Genomic DNA, 23,213 nt, shown 5'->3' on the forward strand with positions numbered 1-23,213 from the left:
TCGTGGTCACTGCCGGCGGACCGAGCCGGGCAGACGCAGACGCCGTACGACGGACCGCAGCTCCGTAGCGCGCGTGGGCGAACCGTCGAGAAGGGCCGACGCGGGGGTGGAATCCGCGGGGGTGAGGGCGTCGGCGGCCCACAGGGCGAGCTCGGCGTCCCGTGGCCCGTGGGCGGTGTGCTCCTCGCCCGCGACGAAGATCCGTACGGGATGCGCGTCGCTCCACCGCTCCCAGCCGGGGTCCCCGTCGACCGCGAACCGCACCCATGCCCCGTGCATCGCGTCGGCCAGCTCCTGCGGGGCCCCCTCGCCCGCCAGCTTGCGGGACTCGGGGACGTCGCCCGTGTCGAAGACGAAGCCGAGCTCCAGGGCGTGGCAGGCACCGAGGTCGGGGACGGTCGAGGGCCAGGCGAACTCGTAGACGTACGAGGAGTCGGGGCGGGCGTCGGCCAGGCGGTGCAGCGGGAGGCGCAGCAGGTGGTCGGTGACGAGCTGGCCGACGATCTCGGCGGTGCCGGCCTCCGGGTGCAGGGCGCGGTAGCCGCGGGGCACCTCGGTGCCGCAGTGGCAGCGGGCCATGGCGCCGGCGAGGGCAACCGCGCCGAGCCGGTCGACGCGTTCCAGCAGGCCGCCGGGTACCAGCCAGAGGCGGTACTCGTCGCTGGTCCAGCCCATCATCAGGTCGACGTCCTTCGCCACGTCACCGTCGACGAGCGCCTCCAGCGGATCGCGGGGGACGAGGTCGCCGTCGACGACGATCCCGAAGGACGGTCCGCCGAGCACCGGGCTGCTGAGCCGGCCCACCTCGGCCTGGGTGCGCAGCAGCAGCTCGCGGTCGACGTCGGCGAAGGCCGCGGCGGTGGCGGGGATCTTCAGCCGGGTCGCCATGCGGCGCACCATGCGCCGCACCTTGTCCCGTTCGAACGCCTCGGGCGGCCCGCTCTGCAGGACCGCCCGTCGTACCAGCCCCTGCGCCTGCGGGGCGGCGAGCAGGGCGCCGATGCTGATCGCCCCCGCCGACTGGCCGAAGAGGGTGATCCGGTCCGGGTCGCCGCCGAAGGCCGCGACCGACTCGTGCACCCAGTGCAGCGCGGCGAGCTGGTCGCGCAGGCCGGGGTTGGCGGGGACGTCCGGGAACAGGCCGTAGCCCTCCACTCCCAGCCGGTAGTTGACCGAGACGAAGACGACGCCGTCCCGGGCGAAGGTCCGCCCGTCGTACACGGGCACGGCGGAGGATCCCCTGGTCAGGGCGCCGCCGTGCAGCCATATCAGGACCGGGAGCCGGGCCCCTGGGTCCGGCTGCGGCGTCCACACGTTCAGGTTCAGGCAGTCGTCACCCGGCACGACCGGGTCGGACAGCAGCCGCGCGAAGGCCTCGGAGTACGGCGGCTTCGGCGGCGTCGGCCCGAACGCGCCCGCGTCGCGTACGCCGTCCCAGGGCTCGGGCGGCGCGGGCGGCCGGAACCGGCGGGGGCCGAAGGGGGGCGCGGCGTACGGAATGCCCCGGAACACCGCGATCCCGTGCTCGTACCGGCCGCGTACGGCCCCGTACGGCGTGCTCACCACGGGGTCTGCCTGGACTGCTGCCGTCATGTGCCCACCAGCCTCCTCACCGCGCTACTGCACCGTGAACAACAGAGCACCACAGGACGCCCGGGTATTCCGGTGCAGAGCGCGATTTGGCGGCTACATGGGGTACACGACTACTTTGCGTACATCAGAGTGCCGAAGCCGAGCTGGTCGTAGCCGCCGCTGTCGGAGCCGTAGTCACCTCCCCCGCCCTCGGTGCCGACGAGGTTGTAGTACATGGACGAGATGTACTTGTCGTCCAGCGACAGACGCCGGTTGTAGTGGAAGTGGAGCATCGCCCACACGGGGCGGATCTGGCCGCGGGAGGCGGAGGAGATCACCGTCTGGGACGAGCTGGCGCAGCTCTGCCCGGTGCCCCAGGTGTAGGTGGTGAAGGGCACGTCGCTGCCGGAGTTGTACTTCGCGACGTACTGGGCGGCCTTCATGAAGCGACGGCTGTCGTACGAGTACAGGTCGTCGCCCTGGTTCCAGGCCATCTCGCAGAGCGCGCCCATCTGGCCCATGCCCATGACGGTGTGGCCCTGGTCGCGGCCGGACTCCTGCCACTGGCCCAGCGCGTAGCCGTCGGAGTCGGTGTACAGGTACGGCACCGCGTGCGCGATGGAGCCGTTGCCCGCACCGGACTTGAAGTACGTGACGGCCTGGTCGTACTTGGCGCTGTCCTCGTTGAGGATCCCGATGGCCAGGATCGAGGCCGTGTTGCACAGGTCCCAGTTGGCCCAGTAGTTGGTGATGCAGGCGTCGTTGTGGTTGGTCAGGAAGCTGTTGTTGAGCGGGTAGAAGACCTTGGCCATCATCTCCTGGGCGGCGGCGAGGTCGAAGTCGCCGTAGTCCCGCATCAGTTCGCAGGCGTTCGCGAACTGCCAGCCGTAGAGACCGGAGGCGAGGAAGCGGTCGGCGTTGCCGGTGACCGAGGTCAGTGTCGTGGACCAGGCGTTGAGGATCTTGGCGGCGCAGGCCGCGTTGGCCTCGGTGCCGCCGACCTTCCAGCGCAGGGCGTTCTGGTAGGCGGCGGCGATGTCGTTGTAGAGCAGGCTGTAGTTCTGTCCGGTGCCTCCGCGGATGATCGTGGCCGTGGCCCGGTTGGTCCAGGTGGACGCCGAGTGGGAGTTGGCGGTGAGCTTGTTCCAGCCGGACAGCCAGGGGTCGGTTCCCGCCGCGACCCTGACCTTGGCGCGGTTGATGTCGCCGGCGTTGTGCAGCATGCCGGGGTGGGTCCAGGTCGACGGTGCCGCGCTGGCGGTGCTGCCCGCCAGCGCGGCCGCCGAGCCCCCGAGGGCGAGTGCGGCTGTGAGACCGCCGGCGGTCTTCAGCAGACCGCGGCGGCTCAACTCGCCTTGTTCGGGGGACTGGTGGGGGGAAATGCGGCTCTTGCGGCTCATTTTTGTGCGACTCCAATCCGTGGGGGGATCAGTCGGGGGTAATGCTCACCTCTTCGAACTGGGCGGTGCCGAGGGCCAGGGGGCTGCGCGAGCAGACCACCAGACCCACGTGGTAGGGGGCGTCACCGAAGCCGGGGATCTCGCCGGAGGCGAGGGCGGTCCAGGTGGCGCCGTCATCGGTGGAGACGGCCGCGGCGAAGGCGGTCCCGGTGCGCTTCAGCCGCAGCAGCAGAGGCAGTTGGAGGGTGGCGGTGCCGGAGAAGGCGGAGGCACCGGCCACTGTCTTGCGCAGCATGAGCTGTGCGCTGGTCCCGCCGGAGACGATCGCTCCGGCGGCCTGGTCGAACGGTGACAGCGACTTGGCCATCAGCAGGCCGACCCGGTCGGCACTGGCTCCGCTGCGGGAGACCAGCCGGGCGGTGACCTCGCAGTCGCCGGTGACGGGCTGTCGTACGAACTGGCCTGTCATTCCCTGGTTGTTGACGGTGAGGTCGACACCCGCGCCCCGCACGGTGAACGTCCCGTCGTCGTACGAGGTGCTGCCCGGCGTACTGATCGCCACGACGCCGAGGGTCCCGAACTCCCGGTCGTCGAGGACGGTGTCGCCGAGGTCGCCGTAGGTCCAGGGGGCGGGCGCGGGTGTGCCGACGGTGAGGGTGAGCGTGCCGGTTCCGTTGCCCGCCGCGTTGCCCGCGGTGGTCGTGATCGTGAACTCGCCCGTCTTGAGCGGCGTTCCGGAGATCAGGCCGGTGCGCCTGTCGACGCGCAGACCGTCGGGGAGCCCGTCCGCGGCGAACCTCACGGGCTCGTGCGAGGCGCGCAGGAGGTGGCGGAACGGAGCGCCCTTGTTGGTGAACGCCGTTGTGGCGGAGGTGAGTTGGGGCGTGGAGGGGGTCGGCATCTGTGCGGCCGAGGGCTGCGAGAGCGGGCCGCGGCCACCGGAGTTCGTCTTCGCGACGACGTAGTGGTACGTCGTGCCGGGTGTGCCGGTGGCGTCCGCGTACCGGATACGGGTGCCGAAGCCGACGGCCCCGATGGCGGTCGCGACGGTGTGGAACGGGCCGTCGGCGTCCGTGGCCCGCAGCACCTTGAAGCGGGCGGACGGGTCCGGGTCGGTCCAGGCCAGTTCCACGGCGTCGGCGCCGCCGGTCGCCTGCAGACCGGTCGCGGCGCCGGCGGGTCGGGCCGTGGACCAGACGTCTCCCGAGGCCGAGGCCACGGTGACGTTGTCGAAGGCGCCGGTGCCGGTCTCGGCGTAGTCCTCGTCGACGCCGAGGCAGGAGGTGAGGACGAGACCGGCGTACGCGGTGTTCCCCATGCCGTCGACCTCGGTCGTACCGACCTCCGTCCACCGGATGCCGTCCGCGGAGATCGCGCCGGTGCAGCGTCGGCCCTTCCGCGTCACCCGCACCCAGTAGGGCGCCCGCAGCCGGTAGCCGTCGCCCGCGCCCTCGACGTACGGGGCCTCGAGCGGGGTCGCGGACTCCGGGAGGCTCCCGAGGTTGGAGATCGGGAAGGCGGCGTTGGTGGTGATGGCGTCCTGCTGGGCGGGCGGCACGGGCGTGCTGCCGGTGGCGGAGATGTCCGCTCCGTCCGAGGCCCGCACGCTCCACACGCCGCTCCAGGTGTGCAGCGGCAGCCCCTGGATCAGGGTCGAGGCATGCGCCGCCTCGGCGTCGAGGGAGGCGCGGAGGGTGACGCCGATCTTGGAGTACTGCGAGCTGAGCGGGAACACGATCCGCGCGGTGACCGTGCCGTCGCCGCGCAACGGCAGGTGCGCGAGGCGGTAGGTGTCGGCGGTGCCGCTCGCCTCCAGGACGAAGCGTTCGCCGTCGAAGGCGGCGGAACCGGGGATCCGCACGTCGCCGAGGTCGCGGGTGGACCAGGGGGCGGGAAGACCGGCCGTGGCGGAGGCGGTGCTCGAATCGCCGCTTCCGCCTTGGGAGTTGGTGGCGGTGACGGTGTAGTAGTACGTACGTCCTGTGCGCGCGTCGCCGTCGCCGTACGTCGGCTTGTCGACCCCCTTGGCGATCACCTCGTACGGACCCTCGGGCTTGGTGGCCCGCCGGACGGTGTACGTGCTCGCCCAGGCGGACGGCAGCCACCTCACGGTGACGGCCTGGTCGGTGCCGACCGCGGTGACGCCCGCCGGAGCCGCCGGCACGGACTGTGCGGGGGCCGTCGTGCCGGCGTAGGCGAAGGTGCCCCAGCTGGGCAGGTCGTCGTTGCTGCCCTCGACTACGCGGGCGCCGCCGGAACCGCGGAAGACCGCGGCCTTGGTGTACGGGGTGTCGAGGCCGCGTACGCCTGCGTAGTGGGCGTACGCCATCTCGTAGATCGGCGGCAGGGTGCCGCGGCCGGTCGCGGAGACGGCGGTCTTGATGTACTTGCCGGTGCGGTCGAGGTCGGGGGTGAAGGGGACGTCGCCGCCGAGGTTGTAGCGGGCGGCGTACTCGAAGTTGGCGAGGACGCGGTCGTCGTCGTGGCCCCACAGGTCGATGCCCTGGTTCCAGGCGACCTGGGCGATGTCGCCCATCAGGCCGACGGCGAGCTGTTCGTGGCCCTGGTCGCGGCCGGACTCCTGGCCCTGGCCGGCGTCGGTGACGATGCGGTGCGGAACGCTGCCGTTGCCGGCGCCGGCCGCGACGAAGCGCAGGGCGTCCTCGAAGAGGACCGGCTCCTCGCAGAACACGCCGATGGCCAGGATGGTCTGAAGGGCCGTCAGGTCCCAGTTGCCGTTGGCGTAGAGCGTGTAGCCGGACACCGCCGGATACCAGACGTCGAGGAACGACCGCTCGCAGCGGGCGATGTCCGAGTCCGTCCAGCCGTCGTAGTCGCCGTGACGGAGGAGCTCGGCCGCGTTGACGAACTTGAAGGCCTGGAGGCCTGCGCCGAGCGGACCGTCCGCGCCGGTGACCTTCGTCAGGGACGCCGACCAGGCGTTGAGGATGTCCCGGGCCTTGTCCGCGTGGGCCCGGTCGCCCGTGACGGCCCACATCAGGGCGTTCTGGTAGGCGGCGGCCGAGTCCGCGACGGCCTGGTTCTGGAAGTTGGTGGGCCCGCGGCCCCAGGTGGTGATCTGGCCGGTGTTCTGGACGGTGTACGAGGACGAGGAGCGGGCGTGTGCCGCGAACGCCGCGTAACCGTCGTAGATCGGGGACTGCTTGGCGGCGACGGCGGCTTTCATCCGCGCGATGTCGTCGGCCGTGTGCAGGAGACCGGGATGTGCGAACCGTATGCGGCGGGTCCGGCTGCCGGCCGCCTCGGCCGCCCGGGCCGGGCCGGCCGCGAGCAGTCCGCTCGCACCCGACACCAGCAACAGGGCCGCCGAACTGCCGAGGAAACCCCGGCGACTCGGTGCGGGAGTGATCATGACGCGGCGGCCGCCTCTGCCTCGGCGGTCGTGAGGAACTTCAGGTTCGTCACGTGCTCGTTGGAGAACCACTGGATGGTGTCCGTGGTGTAGTACCAGCTCGGCTTCTTCATCGAGTCGGCGACGACGACGCCGTTGATCACCAGGTTCTCGAAGGTGACGTTGTTGATGGCGTGGTCGGCGTCGTAGCCGAGGAAGAGCGACGGGTTGGCATGGGTGCCCGTGTAGCTGAGGTTCTTGACGTAGACGTCCTCGATACCGCGGCCGACCGAGGTGTTGTACTTCGTGTTGTACATGACCTTCATGTAGATGACCTGGCCCCAGCGGAAATCCTCGATCCGTACGTCCTCGATACGGACGTTCTTGATCAGGTTGGAGTCGCCCGGGTTCAGGGCGATGCAGCCCTGGTAGTTCATCTGCGGTTCGCGGTGGTCGAGGATGTCGATGTTCTTGATGAGCAGGTTCTCGATCGTCTCGGGGGCGTCGGTGTTGCCGTGCGTGCCGACGTTGATGGGGTGCGCGACGTCCGCCCACAGGGTGCAGTTCTGCACGGTGATGTCGCGGGTGTCGCCGTAGTAGTCCCAGCGGTGGGCGTAGATGGCGATGCAGTCGTCGGAGTTGCGCAGGAAGCAGCCGTCGAGGACGACGTTGCTGGAGGAGAAGATGTCGATGCCGTCGCCGTTGCCCTTGGAGCTGAAGCCTCGGACCTTCTTCATGCGGACGTTCTCGGCCTCACCGAGGGTGGCGATGTAGTTCCCCGGGTTCATGATGATGACGTCCTCGACCCGGATGTTCTTGCTGCCCTCGCACAGCACACCCTGGCCGGCGCCGGCCCAGATCATGCCGTGCCCCTTGAGGGCCGCCTTCTCCACGTCCTTGAAGTAGACCGTCGCCTTCAGGACGGCGCCGCCCGCGAGGTACACGGTCTTGCCGCTGGGGACGGTGAGGGTGCCACCGGTGACGGTCTGCACGCCGGGGCCGAAGTAGATGACGTCCGGGTCGTCCGCGGAGCACGGGGCGTGGTCGACGTGGTTGGTGATGACGTGCAGACAGTCGAAGATCTCGTCGTTGATCTGCACGACGACGTCCTTCGGCTCGTCGAGGGTGAACACCAGGGTGTCGCCGCCGAGTTCGGGCGTGATGCCGAGCGCGTCCGGCCGCACCCGGGCCTTGGTGGTACCGCCCTTGAGGTAGGTGACCTCGATCTCGACGGAGCCCTGGAAGTCGAAGTACACCATCGAGGAGTTGTAGACCTTGCCGGACCCGGTGGTGGCGTTGATCTCCTCCAGCTGCGGCCGGTAGATGTCGAGCGTCTGCCAGTCGCCGTCGGGGGCGGTGCGCACTCTCACCTTGAAGCTGGTGTTCGTCGGCACCGCGGACGGGCGGGGGTAGGTCACCAGCTTCGGGGCGGACGTGCCGCTCGCCGTGTCGGCCCGGGCCGCCGTGGCCGTCAGGTTGGTGAGGCCGGCGGCGAGCACGGTGGCACCGGCCGCCTGGAGGGCGCTGCGGCGGGACAGGGGCGTGTTCATACGGAACTCCTTGCCAAAGTGAGAGGGGAGCAACTGCCGGAAACCACGGGCTACTTGAGGCCCGAGGTGGACATCCCGCTGACGAAACCGCGCTGGGCGACGAGGAAGATCAGCAGGATCGGCACGACGTACATCACCGAGCCGGCGGCCTGGAGGTTGGTGATGGGAGTGCCGGCCGAGGAGACGTAGGTGGTCATCACGGCGACGGCGAGCGTGGAACGGTCGGTGGACAGCAGGAGTTGGGGCGCGATGTAGTCGCCCCAGGTCCAGGTGAAGGCGATGACGAAGCCGGCGGACAGGACCGGCCAGGACTGCGGCAGGAAGATCCGCCAGAAGATGCCGGCGTATCCGCAGCCGTCGACGATCGCCGCCTCCTCCAGCTCCCGGGGCAGGCCGGCGAAGAACTGCCGGAAGAGGAAGACCAGATACGGCGCGGATGCCAGCCCCCACAGCACCCACGGCCAGTACGTGTCGACCATCCCGAGCTTGGCGAAGATCAGGTAGGTCGGCAGCAGGGTGATCATCTGGGGCAGCATCATCGAGCCGAGGAGGATGCCGAACAGCGTCTTCTTGCCGGGTGCGGTCAGCCGGGCGAAGCCGAAGCCGACCCAGGCCGAGCTGAGGGTGACCAGGGTGGCGTAGATGGTGGAGATGATCAGGGAGTTGCGGGCGTAGCCGAGGAAGTCGATGAGCTTGTAGGCGTCGGCGAAGTTGTGCCACTGGATGTGCGCGGGCAGCCAGTGCACGGGGGCGGCGGCCAGTTCGGCCGGGGCCTTCAGACCGGTGAGGATCAGCCACCCGAAGGGGCCGAGGAACAGGCCGGTGACGGCTACCAGGACCGTGTAGAGGACGAGGCGGTTGACACGGACCCGGACGCGGGGCGACTTGGGGCTCAGGCTGGTCGCGGTCACTTCTTCGCCTCCGGGTCGACGTTGTAGAACACCACTCCGGACGTGAACTTGAAGATGAGTCCGGTCGCGATGAGGATCAGGACGAAGAGCACCCACAGCAGTGCGGAGGCGTATCCGTAGCGGCCGAGCGCGAAGTACTCCGAGAACACGTGGATCATGTACGTGTAGTTGGACTGCGGGATCGTGGTGAGGCCGCCGGTGGTGGAGAGGGGCGCCAGCAGCATCGGCATGATGGTCTGCACCGAGGCGATCACCCCGGTCACGGTCTGGAACAGCAGCACCGGCGACAGCAGCGGCACGGTGATGCTGCGGAAGGTCCGCCAGGCGCTCGCGCCGTCGATGCGGGCGGCCTCGTGGAGTTCGCGCGGCACGTCCTGGAGCCCGGCCAGCGAGATGATCATGATGTTCCCGGCGGTCCAGAGCACCGTCATGATGAGCACGTACCGGGCGTAGGGGTCGGCCAGCCAGCCGATCGCGTCGAAGCCGAAGAAGGTCAGGACACCGTTGGCGGCACCGGAGTTCTGGTCGAAGAGGTTCTTGAAGGCGATGCCCGCGCCGACCGGCGGCACCACGGCCGGCAGATACAGCAGCGTACGGAACAGTCCGCGCCCCTTGACCGGCCGGTTGACCAGGACGGCGAGCCCGAGCCCCGCGACGATCGACAGCGGCACCGAGATCAGCGCGAACAGGCCCGCGCGGCCCAGGGAGTCCCAGGTCTGCGAGTCGTGCAGCAGCTCGCGGTAGTTGCCGAGGCCGACGAAGTGCCAGTTCGGCGAGATGCCGTCGTACGTGGTGAAGCTCAGCCAGAGGGCATACGCCATGGGCGCGATGGTCAGCAGCGAGAACCCGATGATCCACGGCGAGGTGAACATGTAGAACGCGCGGTGCCTGCGCGTGGTCATCGAGGGCCCGGTGCGGTCGGTAGACCGGGCCCGGCCGGCGTTCGCGGTCGAGCCGGGCCGGTCCGCGACGGAGGAAATCTGATCGACCGTCATCCCACTTGCTCCTTACCGCGCTTGAGCTGCTCATTGATGATCGAGTTCAGGCGCCCCGCGAGGGTGTCGACGGAGATCTCGCCCTTCATCGCGGCCGGGGTGACCTGGTTGTACAGGGACTCGAAGGCGTCGCCCGTGATGTAGGGGGTGAGGGAGACCACCGAGAAGTGCTTGAGCTCGTCCTCCTGAGCCTTCAACGTCCGCTCCTGGTAGTCCTCCTGATGAGGCATCAGCGGCCGCAGGGACTTCAGGGTGGGGATGCCCCAGCCGCCGGAGGCGCGCGCCTTGGCCGGCGCCTCACCGAAGAACCACTCGAAGATCCGCCATGCGGCGTCCTTGTTCTTCGCCTTCCGCGGCATCCACAGGCCGGTACCGCCCTGGCAGGCGCTGATGCGCGGGCCGCCCGCGAAGACCGGGGCGGGAGCGAGGCGGGAGACCTGCGCCAGCTTCTTGTCGGTGCCGATCATCCCGCCCATCCAGTAGCCGGCGTTCGACATGGCCAGCCGTCCGGCCTGGTAGGTCGGACCGTCCCAGCCGTTGGGGTCGGGCTGGATGAGGCTGGGCCCGACCTTGAGCTTGCAGTAGTCGATGTACCAGGCCAGCGCCTTGCGGGCCTCGGGGGTGGTGAAGTCGACGCGGGAGAAGTCGTCGCTGAACAGGCTGCCGCCGGCCGAGGCCGTCATGGTCGCCATGAGCGTGAGCTTCGTCAGTCCGTTGTAGCTGCCGCCGGAGACGGTCGTCTGGCCCTTCGAACGCTGCACGAGGTGCCGGGCGTGGTCCATCCACTCCTCGAACGTGACGGGCTCGGTCTCCGACGGGTAGTCGACGCCCTTCTTGTCGAAGGCCGCCGTGTTGTACCAGTACATGGAGTCCTGGGAGAAGTCCTTGGCCATGCCGTAGCGCGGGCCCTTGCCCTGGACCTTGCCGTCGTAGCGCCACAGGTCGTTGACCGGGTCCAGGTCGTCGAGCTTGAGGACGCCGCTCTTGGCGAAGTACGGGTCGAGGTCCTGCATCACGTCCCGTGCGGCGAAGTACGCCGCGTCCGTGGCGCCGACGCCGCGCACCAGGTCCGGCGGGCTGCCGCTGGTGAGCATCGCGATCAGCTTGGTGATGTCGTAGTCGACCCGCTTGATCGTGACGCCGGTTTCCTTCTTGGCCTGCTTGACCAGGTCAGGTGTGATGTCGTCGGCCTTGACCATCACGGTCACGGTCTCGCCCGAGCTGCTGACCCCGGTGGACACCGGCAGAGCACAGCCGCCGAGTGATGCCGCACCGACCGCGGTACCGGCTGCCGAGAGGGCGAGAAAGCGGCGGCGGCTCACGTGAGCACCGGCCTGGGAGTGCATGAACTACCCACTCTCTTCGCTGAGATGGATGACGGGACTCGGGCACGCGGCGGGGGATGGATGCGACGTGCGAATGTTTCGGGAACCGGTTGCTACGCGGTGGAGGGAGCTTCCGTCGGGGAGCACCGCACGTCAAGAGGCGTGACAAGTTTTCGAAAACAGTGGTCTTGGCGGGCGGGACGGGCTTGAGTGACTACGGTGCTGGTCAGCCCGGCAACCGGTTGCCTATAGGGAGCAGGTGACATGGCACCGCCCCGGAAACCGCAGTAACCGATTTCGCCCCAGAGCGGGACCAAGGGCCGTACCTTCCGGAGACAAGCCGCCCGCACGCCACCCCTCCCGCCGATTGACCACCGCTTCACGGCAGATCTACGGTAGAAGACGCTTTCTGAAACTGTTTCCGTCAAGCAAGTGGTTCCAGCAAGCCGTTCCTGCAAGCCCGTCCCACCAAGTCGTTCCACGTGCATTCCACGTGTCATCCAGCGTGTCAGGAGAGCCATGCCAAGCCCCCAGCCGCCGAGGGTCGTGTTCGCGATGGATCCGGTGCACCTCCCGCTGCTCTTCCCGCCGCCGCTCATGGCCCGGCTGAGGCAGGCGTCCGACCTCGACCCCGCCTTCGTCGTACGGGACTTCGCCGATCCGGCGGCCGCGCAGACCCTCGCCCGGACGGACGTCCTGATCACCGGGTGGGGCTGCCCCGCCCTCGACGCCGGTGTGCTGACCGCCGCGCCCCGTCTGCGCGCCGTCCTGCACGCGGCGGGCTCGGTCCGTTCGCTGGTCGGCGAGGCCCTGTGGGAGCGCGGGATCACGGTCTCCAGCGCGGTGACCGGCAACGCCCTGCCGGTCGCGGAGTACACACTGGCCATGATCCTGCTCGCCGGAAAGGACACCTTCGCCCACCGCGAGCGCTTCCGCGCCAGCCACCTCTACCCGACCGAGGCCGAGACCGCGCACACGGGCAACGTCGGCCGCCGGATCGGAGTCATCGGCGCCTCGCGGGTGGGCCGCCGGCTGCTCGAACTGCTGCGGCCGTTCGACTTCACGGTCCTGCTCTACGACCCCTATGTCAGCCCCGCCGAGGCCGCCGCCCTCGGTGCCGAACTCCTGCCGCTGGAGGACCTGTTGCGGCACAGCGACATCGTGTCGCTGCACGCCCCCGACATCCCCGAGACCTACCGCATGCTCGACGCCGGCCGGCTCGCGCTCATCCGGGACGGTGGCGTCCTGATCAACACCTCGCGCGGCGCCCTGGTCGACCCCGACGCACTCACCGACGAGCTGGTCTCCGGCCGGCTGCACGCGATCCTCGACGTCACCGAACCCGAGCCGCTGCCCGCCGGCTCCCCGCTCTACCGCCTGCCCAACGTCTTCCTCACCCCGCACATCGCGGGCTCGCTCGGCAACGAGCTGGAGCGCCTCGGCCGTATCGTCGTGGAGGAACTGGAACGCCTGGCCGCGGGCCTGCCGCCGGCCCACGAGGTGCAGCACTCGGACCTGGCCCATGTCGCATGAGCCCGGCCTCGACGAGCGCCCTCCCTCCCCCGCGAGCGCGACCGGTCACCCCGGAGAAACAATGGGATACGGTTTCCGCACCGGCGAGAGGCGTGGCCTCTGGCCGTCCGGCGAGGGGCCGCATCCCCCGGCCGAGGGGGCGTTAAGGATGAAGGAGCCGCAACGGTGAGTCAGCGCAAGGCGTCCGGGGACGCCGGTCGGGCCACCATCCGCGACGTGGCGGAGCGGGCGGGCGTCTCCGTGGCGAGCGTGTCGCGCGTCCTGTCCGGCAACTACCCGGTGTCGGACGACCTGCGCCGCCGGGTGATGAAGGTCGTCCGGGACCTGGACTACGTCACCAACGCCCACGCCCGCTCCCTGGCCGGCGGCGGTACGCCGACGGTCGCCATCCTCATCAACAACATCACCGGCGCCGCGTTCGCCCACGTGGCCAAGGGAGTTGAGGGCGCCGCGACCCTGCGCGGCTGGCTCTCCCTGGTCGGCACCACCGGTGACGACCCCGAGCGGGAGCTCGCGCTGGTCAACCTCATGCGCCAGCAGGGCGTGGCCGCGGTGGTGCTGCTCGGCGGTGCCTACGACTACGCCGAGTACCAGCTGCGCATGGCCCGCTTCGCCCGTTCCCTCGACGCGGCCGGATCCCGTCTCGTCCTGGTGGGCAGGCCGCCGCTGGAGGGCGACGTACCGGCCACCACGGTCGACTACGACAACGAGGGCGGCGCCTACGCGATGGCCAGCCACCTGCTGTCGGCCGGACACCGCAGGGTTCTGGTGCTGCCGGGTCCCGCGGAACTCACCACGGCCCAGGACCGGTTGAAGGGCGCGAAGCGCGCCTTCGAGGCGTACGGCGTGCCCTTCGACCCGGGCATGGTGCGACACGGGCCCTACGACGACGAGCACGGGTCCAGCGCGGTGGAGACGGCGCTGCACGAGACACCGGACTTCACCGCGGTGCTCGCCGGCACGGACGTGGTCGCCGCGGGCGCCATGCAGGCCCTGCGCGCGGCCGGGCTGCGGGTGCCGGAGGACGTGTCGATCGTCGGCTACGACGACATCCCGCTCGCCTCCCAGCTCACGCCCCAACTGACCACCGTGCACGTGCCGTACGAGGAGATGGGCCGGGTGGCCCTGCGCGCGGTGGCCGACCGCCGTGAGGGCGGTTCGGGCCGCCGCAAGAGCACCGACGGCGACCACCTCGTGCTGGGCACCCATGTCGTCGTACGCAACTCCGTGAAGCCCCCCACCAGGCACTGACATGCTCTCTGGGAAGCGATCGTTTCGTAACCGGTTTCCTTCGCTGACCAGCAGTTTCCTCAGCCTGGCGCAATAAATTCCCGCATACCTCTTGCTACGGCCGGACCTGTCGGCCTACCTTCACGGCAACCGCTTACTACAGCTTCCGCCTGGCCGACCCCCCGCAACCGCAGCCGACGGATTCCCGGCCGCCGTTTCCCGGCCCGCACCGAGCCGCCGTTCTCTCGTTCAGAGACGCCCAACTTCCGAAGGAACACGGTCAGATGAACTTCACCAGCCCCCGGAGAAGGTTCGCCCACGCCGCTGTCGCGGGACTCGCACTCACCGGTCTGCTCACCGCCTGCGGCGGATCGGACTCCGGGGACGACACCAAGTCGTCGGGCCCGGTCACCCTCCCCTTCTGGGGCTGGGCCAACGGTCAGGACAAGGTCGCCGACGCGTTCAACGCCTCGCACAAGGACGTCAAGCTCAAGTACACCAAGGTCACCGACCAGCTGACCATGCAGAAGCAGCTGACCAACGCGGTCAAGGCCGGCAACGCGCCCTGCCTGGTGCAGAACACCGCCGAGTACGTGACGAGCTGGGTCGCGCAGGGCGCCCTCGCCGACATCTCGCAGTACGTCTCGTCCAGCAAGGACAAGTTCAACGCGGGCTCCTGGGCGAGCGCACAGGTGCAGGGCAAGAGCTACGGCGTCCCGACCAGCTCCTCGCCGAACTTCACGATCTACCGCACCGACATCTTCGCCAAGTACGGCATCAAGCCCCCCACCACCTGGGACGACTTCATCGCCGCGGGCAAGGTCCTGAAGAAGCACGGCGTCAAGATCACCAACTTCGCCGGTGAGGACCCGAGCACCCTGGAGGTGCTCGCCATGCAGGCCGGGGCGCACTGGTACGCGATCGACGGCAACTCCTGGAAGGTCGACTTCCAGGACGCGGGCAGCCTGAAGGCCGCGAAGGTGATCCAGGAGATCATCGACAACGACCTCAACTCCAAGCTGTCCTTCGCCGACTACGCGGCCGTGCAGCGCAACTACGACAACGGCGGCACGGCGACCCGGCAGATCTCCACCTGGCAGATGGCGGGCATGGTGCAGAACTTCACCAAGTCCTTCGGCAAGTGGGCGCTGTCGCCGTGGCCGACGTACCAGGGCGAGGCGGCCAAGACCCCGGCGGGCACCAACCTGACCGGCAGCGTGACGCTGGTGACCAAGCAGTGCAAGAGTCAGAAGCAGGCCGCCGAGGCCGCGCTGTGGATGTCCACCAACACCGGCGCGGTCAAGACCATGGCGAGCCCGACGACCGGCAACGGCGTGATGCCCGCCCTCGCGGACAGCAACTCGTACGTCGGCGATGCGATCTCCGACAAGCTGCTCGGCAAGAACTACGAGCCGGCCCAGAAGGTCGTCACGGACAGCCTGGACAAGGTCACCACCGACTGGACCTTCGGCCCGGACTGGACCGCGATGTTCACCGAGATGCAGGCCGGCTGGGCCAAGGTCGTCAACAAGCAGGAGAAGGTCACCGATCTGCTGGCGCACATGCAGGAGTGGACGGTCAAGGACCTGAAGTCCCGCGGCATCAGCGCCAAGGGCTAGAGGCTGAAGGCAACCACTGATGATTCGCTCACTGCGCTGGAAGGGTGCCGCCTTCACGGTGCCCTTCCAGCTCGGCTTCGTCTTCCTCTATCTGCTGCCGATCGGCTACGCGATCTACCAGTCGCTGTACAAGGAGCAGCAGTCCGGGCTCGGGCTCGGCGGCTCCACGGAGAAGTTCGCCGGGCTGGACAACTACCAACAGGGCCTGACCGACCCGGCGTTCATGGGTTCCGTGCTGCGGGTGGTGCTGTTCGCCTGCCTGCAGATTCCCGTGATGCTGCTCATCAGCCTGGCCCTGGCACTGTTCCTGGACATGCTGACCTCGAAGGTGGCCGGCCGGTTCCGGATCCTCCTGCTGGTGCCGTACATGATCCCCGGCGTGGTCGCCGCGCTCGTGTGGATCAACCTGTACAGCCCGGACGTGGGTCCGCTCACCCCGTTCGGCAAGGTCTTCGGCTTCGACTGGAACTTCTTCGCGCCGTCGATGGTGTGGCCCTCCATCGGCAACCTGCTGACCTGGCACGGCGTCGGCTACAACATGGTGATCATCTACTCGGCGCTGCAGGGCGTCCCGCGTGAGCTGTTCGAGGCCGCGCGGCTCGACGGCGCCTCCGAGCGGCGGATCGCGCTGAGCATCAAGATCCCGTTCGTGCGGGGCGCGTTGGTACTGACCGGCATGCTCTCGATCATCCAGATGCTGCAGATCTTCAACGAGCCCGCGCTGTTCAGGAACATCACCCCGCAGACGGTCGGCGACGACTTCGCGCCGATCATGATCATCTACAACCAGGCGTTCAACGCCGGCAACTACCACTACGCCGCGGCTCTTTCGGTGCTGCTCGCCCTCATCCTCGGCGTCGCCTCCTTCCTCTTCTACCGGCTGACTTCAAAGGAGGCGGACTGATGCTCACCAAGGACAACGGCACCCGGCAGGCGCCCGCCACGGTACGGCGTATCAACCGCCCTGATCCCGCGGCCCGTTCGCGCGGTGGCCAGCGTTTCCTGCTCGTCGGCCTGACGCTGGCGAGCATGTACAGCCTGTTCCCGGTGTGGTGGCTGATCGTCGCCGCCACCAAGGACCGTGTCGGCCTCTACCAGAGCAACGGCCTGTGGTTCTCCGGCTGGCACCTGTGGGACAACCTGCACCAGCTGTTCACCTACGAGCACGGCATCTTCCTGCGCTGGACCGCCAACTCGTTCCTGTACGCGGGAGTCGGCTCCCTCGGCGGCACGCTGCTCGCCCTGCTGACGGGCTACGGCCTCGCCCGCTTCCAATTCCCGGGCCGCAACCTGGTGTTCGCGTGCGTGGTCGGCTCGTTCCTGATCCCGATCGCCCTGCTGACCCTGCCGCTGTATCTGCTGTTCTCCGAGATCGGCATGGTCGACACGCCCTGGGCGATGCTGATCCCCTGCCTGATCAACCCGTTCAGCGTCTACCTCGCGAAGGTCTACACCGAGGCCACCATCCCGTACGAGCTGCTGGAGGCGGCCCGTATCGACGGCGCCGGTGAACTGCGCATCTTCTTCAGCATCGTGCTGCGGATGATGACGACGGGCGGTGCCACGGTGTTCCTGCTCGCCTTCGTGAACACCTGGAACGCCTTCTTCCTCCCGCTGACCGTGCTGCGCGGCGAGGAGAACTGGACCCTCAACCTGGGCCTGTACAACTGGTCCGGCAAACGCCTGGAGTCGGGCGTCGACCTCACCAGCCTCGTCCTGACCGGCGCCCTGCTGTCCATCGTGCCGATGGCGATCATGATGGTGGCGATGCGGCGCTACTGGCGCACCGGCGTCACGCTGGGAGCCCTCAAGTGACCTTGCTGAACAACCCCGTTGTCCGCGGCTTCGCTCCCGACCCCTCACTGGTCCGGGTCGGCGACTGGTACTACGTGGCGACGAGTTCCTTCGAGTGGTTCCCGACCATCCCGATCCACCGTTCGCGCGACCTTGCCCACTGGCAGTACGCGGGCCACGTGCGCGGTGCCGCCCCCGGGGACTCGCTGGCCGGGGTGCCGGACTCGGGCGGCATCTGGGCACCGTCGCTGAGCTGGGACGGTGAGCGGTTCTGGGTGGTGTACTCCGTCGTGCGCTCGGTCGGGACGCCGTACTTCGACGTGGACACGTATGTCAGTACGGCCACGGAGGCGGGCGGGAAGTGGACGCCGCCGCGCCAGGTGGCCGGCCACGGCTTCGACCCCGCGCTCTTCCACCACGAGGGCCGGCTGTGGCTGCTCAACCTGCAGAACGACCACCGACCGGGTGGACGCCGGTTCGCCGGGATCGTCCTGACCGAGCTGGACCGGGAGACGCTGAGCCCGGTCGGTGGTACCCACTTGCTGCTCCAGCACGAACGGCTCGTCGAGGGACCGAAGTTGCTGTGGCGGGAGGGCTGGTTCCACCTGGTGCTGGCGGAGGGCGGCACCGGCTTCGAGCACGGGGTGCGGGTGGCGCGCAGCCGTGCACTCACCGGCCCCTACGAGCTCGACGACCGGCCGCTGCTGACGTCGCGGGACGACCCGTCGCTGCCCTTGCAGAAGGCGGGGCACGGCGAGCTGGTGCAAACCCCGGACGGGGACTGGGTGTTGAGCCACCTGACGGCCCGTCCGCTGCGGACGCCGGACGGGCCGCGTTGCACGCTCGGCCGCGAGACGGCGATCCAGACGGTGGCTTGGGACGAGGACGGCTGGCCGAGGATGCCGCACGGGGGTTGGCATCCGGCCGTCGAGGTCGACGTACCGACGCGTCCCGAGCCACTGCCACCCCGACTCGCCGACGCCGACGAGCCGTTGGGCTGGCCGTGGAGCACGCTGCGTGCGGCCCCGGATCCGTCCTGGGCCGACACCACGAGCCGTCCTGGCTGGATCCGGCTGCGCGGCCGGCACGGGCCCGAGTCGTGGTGGGCGCACAGTCTGCTGGCCCAGCGGATCACGGAACACCGGGCGGAGGCCGAGGTCACCGTGGAGGCGCGGCCGGACACCTTCACGCAGGCCGCGGGGCTGGTGCTCCGGTACAACACCGAGGCGTATCTGACCCTGGACCTGACCTGGGCGGAGCCCGAGGGCGAAGGGCAGCACGGGCAGCAGTGGCGCGGCGGCGGCCGTACCGTGCTCCGGCTGGTGGAGCGCGACGAGGCGGGCACGCGGACGGTGGCGGTCGTGGACGTCGACGCGGACGCGCCGGTGACACTGGGGGTGACGGTCGACGGCGCCGCGGCGCGGTTCTGGTACGTGCGGAGCGGGGTGCGTTCGCCGGTCGGGGAGCCGCTGGACTTCGGCAAGCTCTCCGACGACTTCGGATCCAAGCTCCGTTTCACCGGGTCGATGGCCGGCATCCATGCCGTGGACCTGGTGGACGCGGCGTTCACGGCCGGGTTCACCGGATTCAGGCTCACCTGCTGGTAGCCGTCACCACGTTCGAAGTTTCGAAAGTTCGGGACCGTGAAGACCTGCGAAGCCCTGCCTCTTCCCGACGTCACTCGGTGTACTTAGGGTAGGAAGCGCTTACTGTTTCCGCGCTGGTCGAAAACTTTTCATGGCCCTCGGGCGGGCCGGAGAGGTGGTTCCCGATGGTCCGCACCGGGAGTGCGAGCGTGGCGGCCGGGCCGACGCTCGCCGTCGTGGCGCGCGAGGCGGGGGTCTCCGTGCCGACCGCCTCCAAGGTGGTCAACGGCCGGGAGGACGTGGCACCGGAAACGCGCCGCCGCGTCACCGAGGCCCTGGACCGGCTCGGCTATGTCCGCAGACCCCGGTTCGACGCGGCGAAGGTGCCGGGGCTGGTCGACCTGGTCGTGCACTCGCTGGAGAGTTCCTGGTCGGGGGCGGTGCTGCAGGGCGTGGAGGCGGCGGCGCACGACGCGGGTCTGGAGGTGGTCGTCTCGGCCGGGCTCACCCGGACCCGCGGCGGGCGCCCGGAGCGCGGCTGGCTGGACAAGCTCATCGCGCGCGGTTCGTCCGGGGTGCTGTTCAACCTGGCCGAGCTGACGGTGTCGCAGTACGCCTGGCTGGACCAGCACCGCATCCCGTACGTCCTGATCGACCCGGTCCTCGAACCGCCGCCGGGTGTGGCGTCGGTGGGCGCGGCGAACTGGCAGGGCGGGGTCACCGCGACCGAGCACCTGCTGTCCCTCGGCCACGAGCGCATCGCCGTCATCGCCGGCCACCAGCGCAAGATGTGCAGCACCGCCCGGGTCGCCGGGTACCGCTCGGCGCTGGCATCGGCGGGCATCCGCCATCGCCCGGAGTACGTCCGGCACGCCGGCTTCGACGAGACCGTCGCGCACCGCCGCATGCTGGACCTCCTCGACCTGCGCGAGCCGCCGACGGCGGTCTTCGTCTGCTCCGACCACATGGCCCTGGGCGTGTACGAGGCCCTGGCCGAGCGGGGCCTGCGGGTCCCCGACGACATGAGCGTGGTCGGGTTCGACGATCTGCCCGAGTCCCGCTGGGTCGCTCCCGCTCTGACCACGATCCGGCAACCGCTGGCGGAGATGGCGGCGACGGCGCTGCACCTGCTGGTGCGGATGATGGAGGGGGATCGGCCGGAGAGCACGCGTACGGAGCTGTCGACGCGGCTGGTGGAACGGGCCAGTACGAGGCGCTCCGCCGGGTGAGCCGTCTGTCGTCCGTTGTGTGTCGTCTGCGGCGGCGTGGCTGGTCGCGCCCACGCGGTGGAGCCGCATATCGATACAGCCCCGCGCCCCTGAAGGCAATCCCGCGCCCCCTGGTCCCATGAAGATGCATCCACCCATGGACGAGGACGGCACCCTCGCCTACGGCCAGTGACGGCTGCCGCACAGGTGTTCCATTGCAGGGTTGGCGTTGCGTAGCCTCGGCTGCGATGAACGTCATTCCCGCGCGTCTGGACCATCTCGTCCTCGCCACCCCCGAACTGGCGGCGACGGTCGCCGACTTCGCACGGCGTACCGGTGTGACGCCCGCACCCGGCGGTGCGCATGTCGGCTTCGGCACCCGCAACCACCTGGTGTCGCTGGGCGGTTCCAGCTATCTGGAGATCATCGGCCCCGATCCGGAGCAGTCCGAGCCGGACGGGCCCCGGCCCTTCGACGTCGACGAGCTGGCCTCCGCGCGCACGGTGACCTGGGCGATCAGCCCACCCGACCTGGACGCGGCGGTCGCGGCGGCACGGGCGCGGGGGTACGACCCCGGTCCGGTCCGCCCGATGAGCCGCCGCCGGCCGGACGGCATCCTCCTGGAGTGGCGCCTGACCGACGGCGACACCGCGCACCCCTCCGGGCTCGTCCCCTTCCTCATCGACTGGGGGTCCTCGGCCCACCCGACCTCGACGGGACTGCCGGTCACTCCCCTGCTCCACCTGTCCGCCACCGCCCCGGACCCCGACGAGATACGGCCCCTGCTGTCCGCCGTCGGAGCCGAACTCGTCGTGGCGGAAGGCCCGGTGGGCCTCTCGTTCACGGTGGACACGCCTCGGGGGCCGGTGACCTTCGGGTGAGCGGGTGGGCGGATCCGATTCCGCCCGAGTCCGATTCCGCCTGAGTCCGATTCCGCCTGAGTCCGATTCCGTCGTGTCCGATTCCTTCAAGACCGGGCGGCCGGGCGCTGCCTACGGTGACGGCATGACTCCACAATTCGCCGTGGTCGGCATGGTCGCCTCCGACATGGCCGCCTCACTCGCCTTCTACCGTCGCCTCGGGCTCGTCTTCCCCGAGGGTTCCGAGGACCAGCCGCACGTCGAGGCCGAACTGCCCGGCGGGCTGACCCTCGCTCTGGACACCGAGGAGACCATCCGTTCCTTCCACCCCGCGTGGCAGTCGCCGGCCGGTGGCGGCCGGATGTCGCTCGCCTTCAAGTGCGGGACGCCCGCCGAGGTCGACTCCGTGTACGAGGACCTCGTGGGCGCCGGGCACCACGGCGAGCTCAAGCCGTGGGACGCGTTCTGGGGGATGCGGTACGCCGTGGTGCAGGACCCGGACGGCAACGGCGTCGACCTGTTCGCGCAGCTACCCTCGGCCGAGTAGCTCCCCGAGCGGCATGCCCGCCAACTCCCTTACATCCCGCGCCAGATGGGCCTGGTCGGCGAACCCCGCCCGGGCCGCCGTCTCCGCGAACGGCACCCCGTCCCGGGCCAGCCCCAGCGCCCGCTGCAGCCGCAGCACCCGGGCCAGCGTCTTGGGGCCGTAGCCGAAGGCGGTCAGGGAGCGTCGGTGCAACTGCCGGGCGCCGAGGCCGAGTTCGTCGGCGGTGGCGGCTACCGGGCGGCCCTCGTCGAGGGCCGCCACGAGGTGTCGTAGCAGCGGGTCGGGGGGTTCGGTCTCCGCGGCCAGCCGCAGCGCCAACTCCTCGAGCGCGCCTGCCGGTTCGGCGGCCGCGTTCATGTGGGCGGTGAGGCGGCGGACCTCCGCGGCGGGCCGCAGCTCGGCGAGCGTCACGCGCCGGTCGCGCAGTTCGTGCGCGGGCACGCCCAGGAGGGCGGGCGCGGTCCCGGGGTAGAAGCGGACGCCCACCCATACTCCAGGCGGGCCCTCGGTGACGTACGCGCGCGTGTCGGGACCCGCGACCAGCAGTCGCCCCTGGTGCCACAGCAGGTCCATGCAGCCGTCGGGCAGCACGCGTCCGACACCGGCCTCGGACGGGGTGTTCGTCCACACGACTGCCCCGGCCAGCCGGGACGCCCTCTGCGTGTACACGTACGAAAGGCTACGCCGCGCGCGTGCGGTGTTCCTGCGGGCTGACCCCGTACACCCTCTTGAAGGCGCTGGACAGGGCGAACGCGCTGCCGTACCCGACCTGCCGGGCGATCGCCTCCAAGGTGTCACCGGTGTCGCGCAGCGCATCCGCGGCGAGGGCGAGGCGCCAGCCCGTCAGGTACGTCATCGGGGGCTCGCCCACGAGTTCGGTGAAGCGGCGGGCGAGGGCCGCGCGGGACACCCCGGCCTTGGTGGCGAGGGAGGCCACCGTCCAGGGGTGCGCGGGGTCGTCCTGGAGCAGGCGCAGCACGCGGCCCACCACGGGGTCCGCGAGCGCCCGGTACCAGGCGGGTGCCGCCGCCTCGGGGCGGGAGAACCAGGCCCTGAGCGCGGCGATGACCAGCAGGTCGAGGAGGCGGTCGAGGACCACCTCCTGGCCCGGTTCGTCCCGCACGATCTCCTCCATGAGGAACGGCGTGAGCGGGCAGTCCCACACCTCGGAGGTGAGGGTCAGCAGCGGCGGCAGGGCGTCCAGCAGGCGCCCGCTGACCTCGCCCTGCCACAGATACGTGCCGATCAGCATCACGGCCGAGCCGTCGAGCCGGTCGCCCCAGGTGCGCACGCCCAGGTCCATGGAGCCGTTCAGCGCCCGCCCGTCGGGGTAACTGCACTCGGCGCCCGGCAGGATCAGCGCCTGCGGCGCCGTGCCGGGGTCGTCGGCGCAGGTGTACGGGTCCGGGCCGCGTGCGATGGCGAGGTCGCCCGGCCGCAGCCGCACCCGCTCCCCGTTGTCCGGCATGATCCACGCCTCGCCGCGCACCATCAGCATGACGGTGAGCGGGGCGCGGTCCTCGATGCGCACGGACCAGGGCGGTTCGAAACACGCCCGGATCATGAAGGCGCCCCGCGCGCGGGGGCCCTCGAGGAGGCCTGCAAGGGGGTCCCCCCGCGTGAGCGGCGGGTTCGAGCGTGGGGGCGCGTCCATGCGGTCAGCGTAGACGTCCGCACATGGGAATGAGCCGTTCAGCGATGGGGTCTTGGGGCGCACGGCCGTTGACTGGA

At 69.9% G+C, this 23,213-nt stretch carries 18 protein-coding genes; 9 read left to right on the top strand and 9 right to left on the bottom strand.

Features of this window, described 5'->3' with window-relative positions:
- Positions 1-6: 6 nt before the first annotated feature.
- The 7 genes from OG303_RS13080 to OG303_RS13110 all read right to left on the bottom strand — a co-directional run bounded on the left by OG303_RS13080 (position 7) and on the right by OG303_RS13110 (position 11,126).
- Positions 7-1,593 carry a carboxylesterase/lipase family protein gene (locus tag OG303_RS13080; RefSeq protein WP_405868048.1) on the bottom strand — a complete coding sequence of 529 codons (1,587 nt, stop codon included), beginning with the start codon at positions 1,591-1,593 and terminating at the stop codon, positions 7-9.
- A gap of 110 nt (positions 1,594-1,703) precedes the next feature.
- Positions 1,704-2,972, bottom strand: coding sequence for an alginate lyase family protein (locus tag OG303_RS13085; protein ID WP_405868050.1), 1,269 nt, complete (start codon positions 2,970-2,972; stop codon positions 1,704-1,706).
- Between the two features lie 28 nt (positions 2,973-3,000).
- Entirely contained in the window at positions 3,001-6,345 is a 3,345-nt protein-coding gene (locus OG303_RS13090; protein WP_405868052.1) for an alginate lyase family protein, read from the bottom strand.
- Positions 6,342-7,874, bottom strand: coding sequence for a glycosyl hydrolase family 28 protein (locus tag OG303_RS13095; RefSeq protein ID WP_405868054.1), 1,533 nt, complete (start codon positions 7,872-7,874; stop codon positions 6,342-6,344). The genes OG303_RS13090 and OG303_RS13095 overlap by 4 nt, the downstream gene beginning before the upstream one ends.
- Positions 7,875-7,924: 50 nt before the next feature.
- Positions 7,925-8,785, bottom strand: a complete 861-nt coding sequence (locus OG303_RS13100) for a carbohydrate ABC transporter permease (protein ID WP_405868056.1) — start codon at positions 8,783-8,785, stop codon at positions 7,925-7,927.
- Positions 8,782-9,780, bottom strand: a complete 999-nt coding sequence (locus tag OG303_RS13105; protein ID WP_405868058.1) for a carbohydrate ABC transporter permease — start codon at positions 9,778-9,780, stop codon at positions 8,782-8,784. The genes OG303_RS13100 and OG303_RS13105 overlap by 4 nt, the downstream gene beginning before the upstream one ends.
- Positions 9,777-11,126, bottom strand: coding sequence for an ABC transporter substrate-binding protein (locus OG303_RS13110; RefSeq protein WP_405868060.1), 1,350 nt, complete (start codon positions 11,124-11,126; stop codon positions 9,777-9,779). Before OG303_RS13110 ends, OG303_RS13105 begins: the two co-directional genes overlap by 4 nt.
- Positions 11,127-11,624: 498 nt before the next feature.
- Between OG303_RS13110 and OG303_RS13115 the strand changes: the two genes are divergently transcribed.
- The 9 genes from OG303_RS13115 (at position 11,625) to OG303_RS13155 (ending at position 21,482) form a co-directional block, all read left to right on the top strand.
- On the top strand, positions 11,625-12,638 hold the full coding sequence (locus OG303_RS13115) for a hydroxyacid dehydrogenase (protein WP_405868062.1): 1,014 nt from the start codon (positions 11,625-11,627) through the stop codon (positions 12,636-12,638).
- Positions 12,639-12,803: 165 nt separating this feature from the next.
- Complete coding sequence (locus OG303_RS13120; protein WP_405868064.1) at positions 12,804-13,889, top strand: LacI family DNA-binding transcriptional regulator; 1,086 nt, start codon at positions 12,804-12,806, stop codon at positions 13,887-13,889.
- Positions 13,890-14,152: 263 nt separating this feature from the next.
- On the top strand, positions 14,153-15,487 hold the full coding sequence (locus OG303_RS13125) for an ABC transporter substrate-binding protein (RefSeq protein ID WP_405868066.1): 1,335 nt from the start codon (positions 14,153-14,155) through the stop codon (positions 15,485-15,487).
- A gap of 19 nt (positions 15,488-15,506) precedes the next feature.
- Positions 15,507-16,391: a carbohydrate ABC transporter permease gene (locus OG303_RS13130; protein WP_405868068.1), complete on the top strand. Its 885-nt coding sequence runs from the start codon at positions 15,507-15,509 to the stop codon at positions 16,389-16,391.
- A complete protein-coding gene (locus tag OG303_RS13135) occupies positions 16,388-17,302 on the top strand; it encodes a carbohydrate ABC transporter permease (RefSeq protein ID WP_405877241.1) in 915 nt (304 codons plus the stop codon). Before OG303_RS13130 ends, OG303_RS13135 begins: the two co-directional genes overlap by 4 nt.
- Positions 17,299-18,888: a family 43 glycosylhydrolase gene (locus OG303_RS13140; protein WP_405868070.1), complete on the top strand. Its 1,590-nt coding sequence runs from the start codon at positions 17,299-17,301 to the stop codon at positions 18,886-18,888. The genes OG303_RS13135 and OG303_RS13140 overlap by 4 nt, the downstream gene beginning before the upstream one ends.
- Before the next feature lie 164 nt (positions 18,889-19,052).
- Positions 19,053-20,096 carry a LacI family DNA-binding transcriptional regulator gene (locus tag OG303_RS13145; protein WP_405868072.1) on the top strand — a complete coding sequence of 348 codons (1,044 nt, stop codon included), beginning with the start codon at positions 19,053-19,055 and terminating at the stop codon, positions 20,094-20,096.
- Positions 20,097-20,323: 227 nt separating this feature from the next.
- Complete coding sequence (locus OG303_RS13150) at positions 20,324-20,956, top strand: VOC family protein (RefSeq protein ID WP_405868074.1); 633 nt, start codon at positions 20,324-20,326, stop codon at positions 20,954-20,956.
- A gap of 124 nt (positions 20,957-21,080) precedes the next feature.
- Complete coding sequence (locus OG303_RS13155) at positions 21,081-21,482, top strand: VOC family protein (RefSeq protein ID WP_405868076.1); 402 nt, start codon at positions 21,081-21,083, stop codon at positions 21,480-21,482.
- Here the strand turns inward: OG303_RS13155 and OG303_RS13160 are convergent.
- Positions 21,465-22,151, bottom strand: a complete 687-nt coding sequence (locus OG303_RS13160; RefSeq protein WP_405868078.1) for a DUF6597 domain-containing transcriptional factor — start codon at positions 22,149-22,151, stop codon at positions 21,465-21,467. The genes OG303_RS13155 and OG303_RS13160 overlap by 18 nt on opposite strands.
- 10 nt (positions 22,152-22,161) lie before the next feature.
- The gene (locus tag OG303_RS13165; RefSeq protein ID WP_405868080.1) at positions 22,162-23,136 is read right to left on the bottom strand and encodes an AraC family transcriptional regulator; all 975 of its coding nucleotides are present in this window, start codon (positions 23,134-23,136) and stop codon (positions 22,162-22,164) included.
- Positions 23,137-23,213 lie beyond the last annotated feature (77 nt).

Source organism: Streptomyces sp. NBC_00005, assembly GCF_045160215.1.
Classification (GTDB): domain Bacteria; phylum Actinomycetota; class Actinomycetes; order Streptomycetales; family Streptomycetaceae; genus Streptomyces.

What these genes read in the sequence shown, in the direction of transcription:
- OG303_RS13085 (WP_405868050.1), bottom strand. Translation starts at nt 2,972, where the DNA reads ATGAGCCGCAAGAGCCGCATTTCCCCCCACCAGTCCCCCGAACAAGGC.
- OG303_RS13155 (WP_405868076.1), top strand. Translation starts at nt 21,081, where the DNA reads ATGACTCCACAATTCGCCGTGGTCGGCATGGTCGCCTCCGACATGGCC.
- OG303_RS13080 (WP_405868048.1), bottom strand. Translation starts at nt 1,593, where the DNA reads ATGACGGCAGCAGTCCAGGCAGACCCCGTGGTGAGCACGCCGTACGGG.
- OG303_RS13150 (WP_405868074.1), top strand. Translation starts at nt 20,324, where the DNA reads ATGAACGTCATTCCCGCGCGTCTGGACCATCTCGTCCTCGCCACCCCC.
- OG303_RS13105 (WP_405868058.1), bottom strand. Translation starts at nt 9,780, where the DNA reads ATGACGGTCGATCAGATTTCCTCCGTCGCGGACCGGCCCGGCTCGACC.
- OG303_RS13090 (WP_405868052.1), bottom strand. Translation starts at nt 6,345, where the DNA reads ATGATCACTCCCGCACCGAGTCGCCGGGGTTTCCTCGGCAGTTCGGCG.
- OG303_RS13110 (WP_405868060.1), bottom strand. Translation starts at nt 11,126, where the DNA reads ATGCACTCCCAGGCCGGTGCTCACGTGAGCCGCCGCCGCTTTCTCGCC.
- OG303_RS13095 (WP_405868054.1), bottom strand. Translation starts at nt 7,874, where the DNA reads ATGAACACGCCCCTGTCCCGCCGCAGCGCCCTCCAGGCGGCCGGTGCC.
- OG303_RS13115 (WP_405868062.1), top strand. Translation starts at nt 11,625, where the DNA reads ATGCCAAGCCCCCAGCCGCCGAGGGTCGTGTTCGCGATGGATCCGGTG.
- OG303_RS13125 (WP_405868066.1), top strand. Translation starts at nt 14,153, where the DNA reads ATGAACTTCACCAGCCCCCGGAGAAGGTTCGCCCACGCCGCTGTCGCG.
- OG303_RS13145 (WP_405868072.1), top strand. Translation starts at nt 19,053, where the DNA reads ATGGTCCGCACCGGGAGTGCGAGCGTGGCGGCCGGGCCGACGCTCGCC.
- OG303_RS13130 (WP_405868068.1), top strand. Translation starts at nt 15,507, where the DNA reads ATGATTCGCTCACTGCGCTGGAAGGGTGCCGCCTTCACGGTGCCCTTC.
- OG303_RS13165 (WP_405868080.1), bottom strand. Translation starts at nt 23,136, where the DNA reads ATGGACGCGCCCCCACGCTCGAACCCGCCGCTCACGCGGGGGGACCCC.